Raw genomic sequence first — 14,727 nt, 5'->3', positions numbered from 1 at the left:
GTTTTTTCTATCATAGCTTAACATCAAATACAATCACATTAATCTAAGAATCAGCTCCTGCCATAATTAACTGTTGTACAATTTCATTATAGCCTTTTTCAGCAGCATAATGTAAGGCCGAATTTCTATCGTTATCTTTTACATTTACATCAGCTCCGCTTTCGATTAACAACTCGGTTACTTCATTAAACCCACAAATCGCTGCAACAATAAGTGAGGTTTCGCCTTCGCTATTTTTACTATTCACATCCATTCCCTTAGTTACCAAAAGACTTACCATTTCTTTGTTACCAGCGCCGGCACTATAATGCAAAACTGTGTTGCCATCCAAACGTTTAAGCGAAAAATCAGCTCCTGCTTGTAGTAATAATTCTACTACTCGTAAATTATTTTGCATACAAGCCAATACTAAAGCACTATCGCCCTCATCGTTCAGTACATTCATATTTGCAGTATTCAGTTTTAGCAATTCGGCAACTACTTCTGCCTGGTTATTCCACACCGCTTGGTGCAAAGGTGTATTGCCTGTACTATTTTTATCATCGCCCCCATCAACCAATAAAGCAACCGTATCTCTTACCCCCCTGCTGGTTGCATAATCTAATGCACTGTAGCCACTATTATCTTTAATAGTTTTATCAGCTCCGTTGGTTAAAAGAAACTTAGTAAATTCGGTTCATCCTTCGGCTAAAGAATAAATTAACACCGTTTTACCTTCTTTATCCGTTGCATTAATATCGGCGCCACTTGCTAGTAAAACAGTAGCAATCTCTTTATTTCCGCTTTGCGAAACCATGTGTAAAGGTGTAATACTTTGATTGTTGGCAAGGTTTACATCGGCACCGCCATCTATTAAAATTTTGGCAATATCTCGGGCTCCTTTTTGACACGAGTAATATAGTGCCGTATTGCCCATTGCATCACGTTTATCTAAATTAATTCCGCCTTTTTTAAGCAAAGTTTGTACAATTGCTTTTTGATTGTTTTTACAGGCATTTAAAAAAATTGCATCCATTTTTATAGGTATAGGTTATTTACGAATTAAATATCAGTTACATCCGCTCTACTAGCCAAGCCACAAGCGCTTCGTTATTTTTTTCTACAGCGTAATCTAATGCTGTTTTTTCTTCATTATCCTTGGCGTTTAACATCACATTTCCAAACTCGGCCAGCAGTTCGCAATAGGTTTTAGCCACCGTGTGTTTTGAATTATTAGCAGCATACATCAATGCCGTTTTTCCATTTTTATCGATTAACTCTGTAGAAGCGCCCTGCTCTAAAAGGGTAATTAAATTGCGTTCTCCTCTATCTCCATCTGTTAAACACAGGTACATTAAAGCAGATACACCATCTCTATTGGTTTGGTTAACATTGGCATTAGAGTAAATTGCTTCATCTATCAATGTTTTAGCCACAGAATCGTTATTGCACAACATTAAACCATCTGCATGTTTAGCAGAAAGAGTTAAAAGCGTATTTTCTTGGTCATCTAAAATGTTATCGATACTAAAGCCAGCATCGAAGTAGGCCTTAAGTATGCGTTGAAAGGTTTTGTCTTTAAACTGCTCAAAATTGGTATTGATATTAGAAATTGGGATATACAAATACCTAAAAGGATGCCAGCCCTTGCTATCTAACAAAGAAGCATCTGCGCCATTTTTAAGTAGCAAATCTGTAGTTTCCGCCGAGTGTTGCACCATAGCAATGGCTAAAGGTGTCATCTGGTCAAACCTATCTTCATTTTTATCGTAAGCAGCATCTAAATCAGCACCAATTTGGATAAGTGCTTGTAAAGCCTCTAAATCCTTAGTTATGCAGGCTTGATAAACATTCATTCCACCAGCTTTGAAATAAAGTTTTACTACTTCTTCATCCGGCGAATCGAGGCCATTTAAAATTGCGCCAATAATTTTAGATTTATAATAGATGGCAACATCTACCGCAGTTTCTTTTTGGTTGTTTTTCTGTAATGGATCTATACCCATTTCTAGGGCCATAAAAGCAAAACTTATAAATTGATCAAACCGCTCTTTGGCTACATTAAATTGCCATTGCAATGCTGCTTGCTCTTGGGCCATACGCTCATTATCAGGCGCAAAATCTGGACGACTTTGGTAGTTTATTAACCTTTCTTTGGTACTTTCTAAGGTAGAAGAAGCGTGTGAGGAGTATTGCGCAATAATATGTAACAGGTTATTTCCATCTCTATCTGTAAAATCTATTTTTGAGCCAGCCTCACTGTAAGCTTGCAACATACCTACGTAACCTTGTTTAGCCCCCAACATTAGCGCCGTTTCTTGGTAGCTATTTTTTCTAAGTATACTTACCTTTGCCGATAGCAATAACTTGGTGCACTCGTACATATTCTGTTCGGTTACAAAATAATTATAGGTGTGCTTTGGTTCTGCTAAAAAATGTAATGGTGTATTGCCAGATCTATCTTCAACTGTAGCAGCACGCCAACCTTGCTCTATTAAATAGCCTATCATTGCTGCATTGGCAAAAGTGCAAACCTGTTGCCAAATTTCTATTTGTTGTGCTTCGGTAGCCTCGGCAATTATAGGTTTGTATAACTCATTTATTGCAGAGAGTTCATTTCCTTGCAGATACGCCTTTTCAATTTCGTATAAATTCATGTATATTTTCTAGGTAGTTGTTTTAGACTTAATAAGAATTAATGCTTCCTGCACATTTTTACATTTGTCCATATCTGGCAAGGCCGATAAGCGAACAGCTTCTTCCCAATTTTCGAGTACGATATGGAGATCTAACAATAATCTTTGTATGCGCAGCTTAATTATATTGGCATTTAAGGCTACCGCTGCTTCGCTAAGTGCAAGACGATAATGTTCGCTATGGTATTCATCCGTTAATAAATGTATTGACGGCACCTTATTTTGATGAGATAAAACAGCTGTTGATTTGAGCTGCATTTTAGCCGTATTTAATAGCGCAATGGCTTCTGCATATTCTTGCGCAGCCTGATGACAAAGCGCCATGTTATAAAGCAAAGCTATTGACCTTTCTTTGTTGCTTTTACACAAATAAGCAAAGGTAGAATACGCTAAAAGCCATTGCTCATTGTTGATGTAAATCACACCATCAGCAAATAATGTACTTTCATTGATAACCAATGATGAATTAGTTTTTTCTATGAACATGAGAGATAAATAAAGCTAATTACCAAATAATTTGCTCCAAAATCCCTTATTCTTTTTTGGAACCACTGGCTCAGTGTTAGATACTTCGTATGATGCGTTCTTTGAAATTGTTCTACTCTCCAATCCTTCCTTTTCTTCAAGTGCTGCAAGTTGCTCCATTGCAGTCTGCCGATATAATTGTGCACCTTCAGGATCGCAATTAAATAAATTAGAATAACAGGCAGACTGGTTTAAATCTATTGGATTGGGTTCTACCACTTCCGTAGCCTCTAACAAGCCTAATCCATTTGCTTTAGCATAGGCTAGTGCTTTTAAAAATACAGTAATTCGGTTGTGCGAAAAAAGCTCATCTAAAGTATCTTTTACAGTTGCATCACTTTGGTAGTCATCAAATAATTGAACTACTTTTTCTTTAGGGATATAAATACCAGAACAATAGTTGGTGGTAATTTGATTCTGTATTTTTTGGTTAACGAAGCCTTCTGGAATGATTTCTTGCCAAGGCTTAAAATAATGCTTTAGCACATCATTCTCTAGAAATGAGAGCGCACCACCACGTATATAAAAATACTTATTTAAAAAACCTTGAATAACCGCAATGTAATAACCATGTGTGGTATCAAAAAGAACTTCAGGAGCTGTACCTAAAGCTACTTTAATCGTATCTGCATATTTTTGCTTATAAAAAGGTTCAATGCCATACTTATCGGCCAATACTTGTAGGTGTGTTTGGTCTAATAGTACGTCAAAATACCATTCTTTTATTTGTTCTTCTGCTATTGGATGATAACTGATATCCCAACCCATAATAAAATCGCTTATAGTTTAAATTTCATTTCCTAACTTAAAAATAAGTATTCAAATTTCTTTTCCTATTTCTCACACACAATAAGCGCCATAAAAAGCACTTCAAAAAAGAGTATCAATTTTAAAAAAGAATAGCGCCCATTCACTTTACCTACTAAATATAATCTACCATTTACGGTAATAATAAGTTTTTGAGCTAACTTAGCAGATAAACATCCATTAAACAAAAGAGGCTGTCTCTATCGAAACAGCCTCTTTTTAAACTTTTAAGCTAAAATCCATTTGAATTTGTAATCAATCCCTGGATCTTTCATTCGCTCTGCCACTCTAAGCAATCTATTTGGCAATGCCATTAAATAATCTCTAGCTTTCTCTCCAGCCTCGTTTAATTCCTTTACGCTTTCTATGTTCCACTCTACAAGTAATTGTTTCAATATATCAACATAATCTACAGCTGTATAAACACCTAAACGTTGCGCTGCATCCGTAAAATGACCAAAAACTTGCCCAATTGGTAAACCCACTTCTCTTAAAAAATGAGCAGGCATTACAATCTTCTTACGCATCATATCTTCAAAAGCCAACATAGCTTCATTAGCATCTACATTAAAAATTTGCTTGATAAAATCTTTATAGGCTTTAGCATGTCTAGCTTCATCAGAAGCAATTACCCCACACATTTTAGATAAGAGCGTATCTCCATCTTTCTTAGCTAAAGAAGCCACTCTTCTATGAGATACATTTGTGGCCATTTCTTGGAAAGAAGTATAAATAAAATTCCGATATGGATCATGTCCAGTTCCAATATCAAAACCATCAGCAATTAAATATTGGGTCGACATTTCCATCTGACGCATATCTACACGGCCAGATAAGTACAGATATTTGTTTAACAAATCTCCATGTCTATTTTCTTCCGAAGTCCATTGTCTGTTCCACTTTACCCACCCTCCTTCTTCGTCTCTACTCACGCCATCTACCATAGCCAACCACGATCTGTAAGTTGGCAAAGCTTCTTCAGTTATGGTATCTCCAATTAAAACAGCTACTAAATCATAAGAAAGCTCACTTGCACTTTCTTGCAAATCTTTTATTCGTTGAAAAAAATCATCTTTACTAGCATCTGGCAAAAAATCTGAAGGTTGCCAAATTTCATCTATAGGTTTCAAATATTCAGGTAGCATTTGCAGCATATATTTCTCTATATGTTGCATTACTTCCTTTCTTTTTTCGACAAAAAAACTCATTTATATGTATGTGATTATAAAAGACAAAGATAACCAAATTATATGGCTTATAGCAATTAATTGATTTAATACAAGAAAAATCTCAATAAAAATGACATTAATCACTTGTCAAATATGGTGCTAAATATCTTACTTGTTAGTATTTAAATCTATAGCTTAGCAAGTTGCCAAAAGACAATAGGTAACTGATTTTGTATGCTTCCCCGAAATTGGTCCGATTAAAAATAGAAAAAAGACACTATTTTTAATTAACAATTATGAAAACAACACAATTTACAGAGGCACAGATTGTTTCAATATTGAGACAGCATGAAAAAGGCGTTAAGGTAACAGATATTGCCAGAGCAAACGGCATATCAGAGAAGACCTTCTATCGATGGCGAAGCAAATATGGCGGGATGGAAATTAACGATCTCAAACGCCTAAAGGAACTTGAGGCAGAAAACTCCAAGCTGAAACGGATGTATACCGATCTGGCACTTTTGAACGATGCGCTAAAGGATCTGATTGAAAAAAAGCTTTAGCGCCTTGCGATAAAAAAGAAGCTGTTACTTTTCTGCTTGTCGAACATCAGATCAGTAAGCGCAAGGCTTGTGATAGCATTAAAATCTCAAGAAGCAGCTTCAGTTACTTGGCCCGCATAAAGCAGGATGACAAGTACATTGAACTATTAAATGGTTTGACAGAAAAGCACGTAAGCATAGGTTTTTGGCAATGCTACCATCGGATAAGAAAGTCAGGGGAAATGATCAACCATAAAAAACTCTACAGGATTTACACCGCACTAAAACTGAACATAAGAAGAAGGGCTAAAAAAAGATTGCCAGCAAGGGTAAAACAGGCTTTGTTCCAGCCCGGCAAAATCAACGAGGTCTGGAGCATAGATTTTATGAGTGACAGCTTATGGGATGGCAGAAAAATAAGGTTATTGAACGTGATTGATGATTTTAACAGGGAAGTTTTAACGATAGAAACAGACACATCGCTGCCAACATTACGGGTAATAAGGAGTTTGGAAGAAATCGCCCAGCAAAGGGGTTATCCCAAAATGATAAGGGTTGACAACGGGCCAGAATTTATTAGTGCAAAACTGGATATTTGGAGCAAGGAAAATAAGATCCAACTTGTGTTCATTCAGCCTGGTGAGCCCACGCAAAATGCTTATATCGAAAGGTTAAACGGAACTTTCAGAAGGGATATATTAAATGCCTACGTATTTAAATCAATTCAGGAAGTAAGAACAATAAGTGAAGAATGGATGAATGACTATAACTATAGTAGGCCACATAGAGCACTCAAAAATAAAACACCAATAGAATACAAATTATGCCAATAAATTCTATTTTTGATTGGTACGAAATTTAGGGAAGCACACAATTTTATTTCATAAAATAAAAAAGCAAATCATAGTAATCATCAATCATTTAGGATTAAGGAAATTACAATACTAATTAAATGTTTATGGGTCTATATCTCTAAAAAGATATTCAACATCAATTTTTAAAAAAGTGTGAATTTCCCGCTTTGCAAGTGTGGGTTCTGCCCAGCGGCGGATGTTCGTACACCTACAAGGAAGAAACTATTTCAGAATTATAATTCGTAACTAAGACTAACCACTGACACTGCTAGACAAGTTTTAAGTATTTACACAGAAAAGTAAGGAGATTTATAAGAAGTTGTTTCCTTCGAAGGTTTTTTCTGACTCTTCCATAAATCATGGTCGCATAAAACGCCAGAAGTGCCGAGTACCGCAGGAATTTTATATTACACAAAAAAGCCCCTTGACATTTCTGCAAGGGGCCGTTTAAGTTTAGGCACCGACCTACTCTCCCACGTGTTACCGCAGTACCATCGGCTCGGGCGGGCTTAACTTCTCTGTTCGGAATGGGAAGAGGTGGACACCGCCGATATAGGCACCTGAATATCTTTGTTATTATTCAGTGATAATAAATGACATATTATTGAAAGAAGTTAAGTTTCGAAGAGCAAACAACGTCTGCTTTGATGAAAGCCTCGGGCTATTAGTAATACTCGACTGTGGTGTCGCCACCTTTACATCTGTATCCTATCAACGTAGTAGTCTGCTACGGCCCTATATGGAATCCTCATCTCGTGGCTAGTTTCGCACTTAGATGCTTTCAGCGCTTATCTATTCCCAGCGTAGCTACCCTGCAATGCCCCTGGCGGAACAACAGGTTCACTAGAGGCTGGTCCAACCCGGTCCTCTCGTACTAAGGTCAGCCCCACTCAAGATTCCAACGCCCACAACAGATAGGGACCGAACTGTCTCGCGACGTTCTGAACCCAGCTCGCGTGCCACTTTAATCGGCGAACAGCCGAACCCTTGGGACCTTCTCCAGCCCCAGGATGTGACGAGCCGACATCGAGGTGCCAAACCTCCCCGTCGATATGAGCTCTTGGGGGAGATCAGCCTGTTATCCCCAGCGTACCTTTTATCCTTTGAGCGATGGCCCTTCCATGCAGAACCACCGGATCACTATATCCGTCTTTCGACCCTGATCGGCCTGTATGCCTCACAGTCAAGCAAGCTTATGCTATTGCACTCCCCGTACGGTTACCAAGCGTACTGAGCTTACCTTTGAAAGCCTCCGTTACCTTTTTGGAGGCGACCACCCCAGTCAAACTACCCATCAAACAATGTCCCCCGCTCAGCGGGGTTAGACACCGAATACAGAAAGGGTGGTATTTCAACGTTGGCTCCACGACGCCTGGCGACGCCGCTTCAAAGCCTCCCACCTATCCTACACATCCTGTACCCAATGTCAATGTTAAACTGTAGTGAAGGTGCATGGGGTCTTTCCGTCCCGTTGCGGGTACCCGGCGTCACCGGGACCACAATTTCACCGAGCTCATGGCTGAGACAGCGCCCAGATCGTTACACCATTCGTGCAGGTCGGAACTTACCCGACAAGGAATTTCGCTACCTTAGGACCGTTATAGTTACGGCCGCCGTTTACTGGGGCTTCGATTCAATGCTTCGCCTTGCGGCTGACATCCCCTCTTAACCTTCCAGCACCGGGCAGGTGTCAGGCCTTATACCTCATCTTTCGATTTTGCAAAGCCATGTGTTTTTGTTAAACAGTCGCCTGGGCCTTTTCACTGCGGCTGACATTGCTGCCAGCGCCCCTTCTCCCGAAGTTACAGGGCCATTTTGCCGAGTTCCTTAGCCATGATTCACTCGAGCACCTTAGAATCCTCTTCCCGGATACCTGTGTCGGTTTGCGGTACGGGCTTTTATAGACTGGAGCTTAGCGGTTTTTCTTGGAAGTCTGATTACCTGCGCTATCCACTTGCCCGAAGGCTCGCGGTACTATCAGCGTTCAGCAGGACCGGCGGATTTGCCTACCAGTCCTATACCTACAGCCTTCAACGATCTATTCCGTCAGATCGCGGCAGTTCCACTACTCCGTCCCCACATCGCATCTATAAAAGGTACGGTAATATTAAACCGTTGTCCATCGACTACCCCCTTCGGGTTCGCCTTAGGCCCCGACTAACCCTGATCCGATTAGCGTTGATCAGGAAACCTTATCCTTTCGGTGGGCGGGTTTCTCTCCCGCCTTATCGTTACTTATGCCTACATTTGCTTTTCTGGAAGCTCCACCACAGCTCACGCTGCAACTTCACTGCCGCCAGAATGCTCCCCTACCGATATATTTCAATCCCATAGCTTCGGTATATAGTTTGATGCCCGTTTATTATCCATGCACGGCCGCTCGACTAGTGAGCTGTTACGCACTCTTTAAATGAATGGCTGCTTCCAAGCCAACATCCTAGCTGTCTATGCAACCGCACCTCGTTAGTTCAACTTAACTATAATTTAGGGACCTTAGCTGATGGTCTGGGTTCTTTCCCTCTCGGCCCAGGACCTTAGCACCCTGAGCCTCACTGCCGGTTATATTATATAGCATTCGGAGTTTGTCTGGATTTGGTAGGATTTGACTCCCCGCACCCAATCAGTAGCTCTACCTCTATATAACTCAACACCGACGCTGTTCCTAAAAACATTTCGGGGAGTACGAGCTATTTCCCAGTTTGATTAGCCTTTCACCCCTACCCTCAGGTCATCCGGAAACTTTTCAACGTTTATCGGTTCGGTCCTCCAGTACGTGTTACCGCACCTTCAACCTGCCCAAGGGTAGATCACAAGGTTTCGCGTCTACCTCCACTGACTATGCGCCCTGTTCAGACTCGCTTTCGCTTCGGATCCGTGCCTAAAGCACTTAACCTTGCCAGTGAAGAGTAACTCGTAGGCTCATTATGCAAAAGGCACGCCGTCACACCACGAAGGTGCTCCGACCGCTTGTAAGTACACGGTTTCAGGTTCTATTTCACTCCCCTGTTCGGGGTTCTTTCACCTTTCCCTCACGGTACTGGTTCACTATCGGTCTCTCGGGAGTATTTAGCCTTACCGGATGGTGCCGGCAGATTCCCACAAGGCGTCTCCGACCTCGCGGTACTCAGGATACTGTTAGGCTAATGGTGCTTACGTGTACGCGGCTCTCACGCTATATTGCCGGGCTTCCCATCCCGTTCCACTTCGCTGCATTATAACCACATCACAGTCCTACAACCCCAACATTGCCGTAACAATATTGGTTTGGGCTCTTTCCCTTTCGCTCGCCACTACTTAGGAAATCATTGTTATTTTCTATTCCTCTGCTTACTTAGATGTTTCAGTTCGGCAGGTTCGCTCTTATTGTGACATGTCTTCAACATGCCGGGTTGCCCCATTCGGAAATCACCGGATCAATTCTCATTTGCAGATCCCCGATGCTTATCGCAGCTTATCACGTCCTTCATCGCCTCCGAGAGCCAAGGCATCCCCCGTGTACTCTTTATTACTTTCTTCTACTCATGCGCCTTTTGCGCCGCATGGTATGCTTTTTTGCTCTTGTCATGATGTCTCATCCCCGATTTGCATCGGGAGAGCACAAACACAACAGTCGCCTATTGTTGTTTGCTCTTCTTTTTTAACTTCTTCCAATATGTCAAAGAACTTTCTCAAGGTGGAGCAAGGATTAATGAGCAAGGAATAAAGACCATGTCTTTTATCTTTGTTCTTTCATCTTTGTTCACCGAGTGGTGGAGAATAACGGAGTCGAACCGTTGACCTCCTGCGTGCAAGGCAGGCGCTCTAGCCAGCTGAGCTAATCCCCCAAAAAAACTATCCGTAGTCCCGTCCAGATTTGAACTGGAGACCCCTACATTATCAGTGTAGTGCTCTAACCAGGCTGAGCTACGGGACTATTTGATCTTAGATTCTAGATTGACGATTTTAGATTTGTTCCGTTTCCTTCTTAAATCGTAACTCGTAATTCGTAAATCGTAATTAACAATCAATCTCGCCGCTAGCTAAGCTAGAATGGCTTCATCTTCTTGGTGTTTCTTTTTTCCTGTTTAGAGATATATCATCATTTACATCCTATACTATATCATATAGTATCATTTGGGCGCAGCGAGTGGACAGTTCCACTCCAGAAAGGAGGTATTCCAGCCGCACCTTCCGGTACGGCTACCTTGTTACGACTTAGCCCCAGTTATCGGTTTTACCCTAGGACGCTCCTTGCGGTTACGTACTTTAGGTACCCCCAACTTCCATGGCTTGACGGGCGGTGTGTACAAGGCCCGGGAACGTATTCACCGCGTCATTGCTGATACGCGATTACTAGCGAATCCAACTTCATGGGGTCGAGTTGCAGACCCCAATCCGAACTGTGAACGGCTTTTTGAGATCTGCACGACATTGCTGCCTAGCTGCCCTCTGTACCGTCCATTGTAGCACGTGTGTAGCCCCGGACGTAAGGGCCATGATGACTTGACGTCGTCCCCTCCTTCCTCTCTGTTTGCACAGGCAGTCTGTCTAGAGTCCCCACCATGACGTGCTGGCAACTAAACATAGGGGTTGCGCTCGTTGCGGGACTTAACCCAACACCTCACGGCACGAGCTGACGACAGCCATGCAGCACCTAGTTTCGTGTCCCGAAGGACCCATCCATCTCTGGATAGTTCACTAACTTTCAAGCCCGGGTAAGGTTCCTCGCGTATCATCGAATTAAACCACATGCTCCTCCGCTTGTGCGGGCCCCCGTCAATTCCTTTGAGTTTCACCCTTGCGGGCGTACTCCCCAGGTGGAATACTTAACGCTTTCGCTTAGCCGCTGACTGTGTATCGCCAACAGCGAGTATTCATCGTTTAGGGCGTGGACTACCAGGGTATCTAATCCTGTTTGATCCCCACGCTTTCGTGCCTCAGCGTCAATAGGACCATAGTAAGCTGCCTTCGCAATCGGTGTTCTGAGACATATCTATGCATTTCACCGCTACTTGTCTCATTCCGCCTACCTCTAGTCCATTCAAGCCCATCAGTATCAAGGGCACTGCGATAGTTGAGCTACCGTCTTTCACCCCTGACTTAACAGGCCGCCTACGCACCCTTTAAACCCAATAAATCCGGATAACGCTTGGATCCTCCGTATTACCGCGGCTGCTGGCACGGAGTTAGCCGATCCTTATTCCTTCGGTACATTCAGCTACTTACACGTAAGTAGGTTTATTCCCGAATAAAAGCAGTTTACAACCCAGAGGGCCGTCTTCCTGCACGCGGCATGGCTGGTTCAGAGTTGCCTCCATTGACCAATATTCCTTACTGCTGCCTCCCGTAGGAGTCTGGTCCGTGTCTCAGTACCAGTGTGGGGGGCCATCCTCTCAGATCCCCTAGCCATCGTCGCCTTGGTGGGCCGTTACCCCGCCAACTAGCTAATGGCACGCATGCCCATCCTTCTCCCATAAATGTTTGACCCCGTCACGATGCCGTGTCGTGGTCTTATGCGGTATTAATCCGAATTTCTTCGGGCTATCCCCCAGAAAAGGGTAGGTTGCATACGCGTTACGCACCCGTGCGCCGGTCTCAAGCAAGCAAGCTTGCTCTACCCCTCGACTTGCATGTATTAGGCCTGCCGCTAGCGTTCATCCTGAGCCAGGATCAAACTCTCCATTGTAAAATGTGAATTCGAACTCTGACTATCTATTAACTAAAATTGATTGTCTGTTCTTGATTTGTATTGTCTGTAAGAACCGACCTAAAGAAAACAGTTCGGCTGTATGTACTTTACAGTAAACATTTTCGCCTCGCTGCGCTTTTGTAAATGATATCTCTTTAATGAACTTATCGACCTTACCTCGCGGTGGTCTATATATCCTGCAATTCCCTACTTGTGTTTCAGCGGTCTTAATGTTCCGCATCTGTTTGGTAGCTCATTGTTTCAATCTTGTTTTGTTTAGCTGCGAACTCCGTTCGTCAGCTCCCGTTTCGTTTGGGACTGCAAAGGTAGGAAACTTTTTCTTCTTTCCAAATAAAAAATGAAATATTTTTTATTTGCTCTTCTTCATCTTACCAACCCCTCTCTTCTCCCTCTTTCAAAACCTCAACCTCTTCCTCCGAAGCGGAGTGCAAAGGTAGAAAAACTTTTCCATTTTCCAAGAAAAAAATAAAACTTTTTTCTTTCCCGTTTGTTAGTGCTTTTCATCCAGTCCCCTCTTCCTCCGAAGCGGAGTGCAAAGGTAGAAAAAAATTATCCCTGCGCAATACAAACAGCGCTTTTTATTCCAAATAGCTATATAAGCTGCTGACAGACAAGAAGAAAAAATGTAAACGGGAATTTAGATGCGCTATACCTATATATAAGTAGTATAAGGGATGGCTTTACCACCGACATTTGCGATGTACCAAGCTTGGCTTGTTGCAGGACGTTCAATTGGTTCATTAGTTATTAGTTTATTTGGTTATGGAGCTTTGAGTGTAAAACAATGATGTGCCATTCATGTGCGATTCATGTGTCATCCTTGTGCCGACCCTGTGTGTAGGCTGTGTGGAGCTGGCTTTGGGTTGGATTTTGAGTTGTGGGTTGCGGGTTGTGGGTTGCGAGCCGCGAGTTGTTGAATTGGTTCATTGGTTATTCTTTATTAAACATTCACCACCTTAGGTACCTAAGTTTATTTAAGTTCCCTAGCACTCTCTTCTCCTACTCCGTCATCCCGACTATAATGGAGGGATCTTTGAACTATAGTTTTTTGGTTATTTTAAGGATCAGGGATCAGGTTAATTGCAAAACTATCTTTATTGGTTATTTAAGTGGTCAGGAATTAGTAGTCAGGGATCAGGTTAATTGCAAAACTATATAGCAATATGCTACCCTACTTAGTCAATTTACCATTTAAAAAGGTCATTTCACCACTTTAGACGGGAAAATGTTTGTCATTTATTTTAAGCAATACTAACTTACCGAATAAACGATTTCATGCTTTTAAGCAAACCAGAATAATTAACAAAAGGTAATTTTTCACATCGGCATTTCTTAAGAAAAACTAACGCCCTATTGCCTCCTGTTAATCTAAATTCGTACTCTCAATAAAGACGGATTTATGAAAACAAAAGGTTATGTACTGCAGAATTTACCATTAGGATAAATCTACGTTGCACCCAATGTGTTTAAATGTCAACTTTTACACATCAAAAAAGTTAACCTAATGTTCATTGTGCGTGCGGGTGCAAGCGTTTAATTTTGATTAAGCAAAAGATAGCAGATGCCCGTCTATTGATTTTTTATGAGTTAGTACATTAAAATGTATGGGTTAGTACAATTTGGCTGAAAATCTTAGTGCTTTTTAGTCTAATATTTGGAAATTGGGAAGTACTATTTAAACAAAACACCTATGAATGAAGCGCTCCATCTTAAACTCAAACTTCAACTACAGCAAAATGGTGCGGTAAGTCCCAGGGCATGGGCTGCAATTTGTGCTGAAATGAAATTTAAAAAGGTTAGGTATAACGAAGGCTTTCTATACCAATCTAAAGGTATTGCCTACGTGGCCGATGGGCTGCTGAAAGAATATAACAGCCAGTACCGCGACCGGCCTTCCATTGTCAACTTCTTTAACACCAACCAATTTCTGTTCATGGACGAAAGGCCTGCGCAGCAATTCTTCCGGGCCTGCGTACCTACCCTCATTTATTATTGGAATTGGGAGGCGCTCCAACAGCTATGGCTGCAATTCCCCGAACTGATCCGTATCTATAGGAATTTAAATGTACAATATATCAACCAATGCCAGTTGAGGCCATTTCTGCTCGAAGAGAAAAGCGCCGAAGTCAAAATACAGCGCTTTTATACGGAATATAGGGCTATTGTGCCTCTGCTTGCCAAAAAGAATATCGCCAATTACCTAGCTATCAATTACAATTATTTTGTGCGCCATTACCAAAAATTCCTTTAAAACGCTATTTCAGCTTCCTTCCCAAAAACACGTTTCTTAGCTACTCCCATGGCCTTAAAGCTCGGTTTGGCTATGAAAAAAACTGTACAAACTACAGTATTTTTTACACCGTTGTAGCAGTTATCACCCGTACAAAAGCGCTCTAAATTGGCAGTATGCAAAAACGGTAAAAGCAAAGCAAGCGCCAAAGTCCATTTTTTTGAGTTTTCATTACA

At 41.6% G+C, this 14,727-nt stretch carries 7 protein-coding genes, 2 tRNA genes, 3 rRNA genes and 1 pseudogene; 2 read left to right on the top strand and 11 right to left on the bottom strand.

The window, feature by feature from the left end:
* Positions 1 to 43: 43 nt before the first annotated feature.
* From OVA16_RS20115 to OVA16_RS12605, 6 genes and pseudogenes are all read right to left on the bottom strand, one after another.
* A pseudogene (locus OVA16_RS20115) lies at positions 44 to 661 on the bottom strand (ankyrin repeat domain-containing protein); the annotation flags it as partial.
* 15 nt (positions 662 to 676) lie between these two features.
* On the bottom strand, positions 677 to 1,015 hold the full coding sequence (locus OVA16_RS12625) for an ankyrin repeat domain-containing protein (RefSeq protein WP_267759906.1): 339 nt from the start codon (positions 1,013 to 1,015) through the stop codon (positions 677 to 679).
* Positions 1,016 to 1,052: 37 nt separating this feature from the next.
* On the bottom strand, positions 1,053 to 2,636 hold the full coding sequence (locus OVA16_RS12620; RefSeq protein WP_267759880.1) for an ankyrin repeat domain-containing protein: 1,584 nt from the start codon (positions 2,634 to 2,636) through the stop codon (positions 1,053 to 1,055).
* Between the two features lie 9 nt (positions 2,637 to 2,645).
* Positions 2,646 to 3,161, bottom strand: a complete 516-nt coding sequence (locus OVA16_RS12615) for a hypothetical protein (RefSeq protein WP_267759879.1) — start codon at positions 3,159 to 3,161, stop codon at positions 2,646 to 2,648.
* A 15-nt stretch (positions 3,162 to 3,176) separates the two neighbouring features.
* Positions 3,177 to 3,968 carry a hypothetical protein gene (locus OVA16_RS12610; protein ID WP_267759877.1) on the bottom strand — a complete coding sequence of 264 codons (792 nt, stop codon included), beginning with the start codon at positions 3,966 to 3,968 and terminating at the stop codon, positions 3,177 to 3,179.
* A 266-nt stretch (positions 3,969 to 4,234) separates the two neighbouring features.
* Complete coding sequence (locus OVA16_RS12605; protein WP_267759875.1) at positions 4,235 to 5,215, bottom strand: acyl-ACP desaturase; 981 nt, start codon at positions 5,213 to 5,215, stop codon at positions 4,235 to 4,237.
* Positions 5,216 to 5,472: 257 nt separating this feature from the next.
* Here OVA16_RS12605 and OVA16_RS12600 point away from each other — a divergent pair.
* Positions 5,473 to 6,551 (top strand): IS3 family transposase gene (locus tag OVA16_RS12600; protein WP_267759787.1). Its coding sequence is split into 2 segments (ribosomal slippage): positions 5,473 to 5,734 and positions 5,734 to 6,551, totalling 1,080 coding nucleotides; the frame shifts between segments, so codons are not numbered across the junction.
* A 473-nt stretch (positions 6,552 to 7,024) separates the two neighbouring features.
* On the opposite strand, the gene rrf is transcribed toward OVA16_RS12600, so the two are convergent.
* From rrf to OVA16_RS12575, 5 genes are all read right to left on the bottom strand, one after another.
* A 5S ribosomal RNA gene (gene rrf / locus OVA16_RS12595) occupies positions 7,025 to 7,136 on the bottom strand.
* A gap of 80 nt (positions 7,137 to 7,216) precedes the next feature.
* Positions 7,217 to 10,088 (bottom strand): 23S ribosomal RNA (locus OVA16_RS12590).
* A gap of 231 nt (positions 10,089 to 10,319) precedes the next feature.
* Positions 10,320 to 10,396: transfer RNA gene (locus OVA16_RS12585), tRNA-Ala, on the bottom strand.
* Between the two features lie 14 nt (positions 10,397 to 10,410).
* A tRNA-Ile gene (locus OVA16_RS12580) sits at positions 10,411 to 10,485 on the bottom strand.
* 232 nt (positions 10,486 to 10,717) lie between these two features.
* Positions 10,718 to 12,237: ribosomal RNA gene (locus OVA16_RS12575) — 16S ribosomal RNA — on the bottom strand.
* The 16S, 23S and 5S rRNA genes sit together here with 2 tRNA genes alongside, the layout of an rRNA operon.
* A gap of 1,714 nt (positions 12,238 to 13,951) precedes the next feature.
* Here OVA16_RS12575 and OVA16_RS12570 point away from each other — a divergent pair.
* A complete protein-coding gene (locus tag OVA16_RS12570) occupies positions 13,952 to 14,512 on the top strand; it encodes a hypothetical protein (RefSeq protein ID WP_267759873.1) in 561 nt (186 codons plus the stop codon).
* The last annotated feature ends 215 nt before the right edge of the window (positions 14,513 to 14,727 follow it).

Origin of the sequence: Pedobacter sp. SL55 (assembly GCF_026625705.1) — a bacterium.
GTDB lineage: Bacteria > Bacteroidota > Bacteroidia > Sphingobacteriales > Sphingobacteriaceae > Pedobacter.
This window is presented reverse-complemented; position numbering and strand designations above follow the sequence as displayed.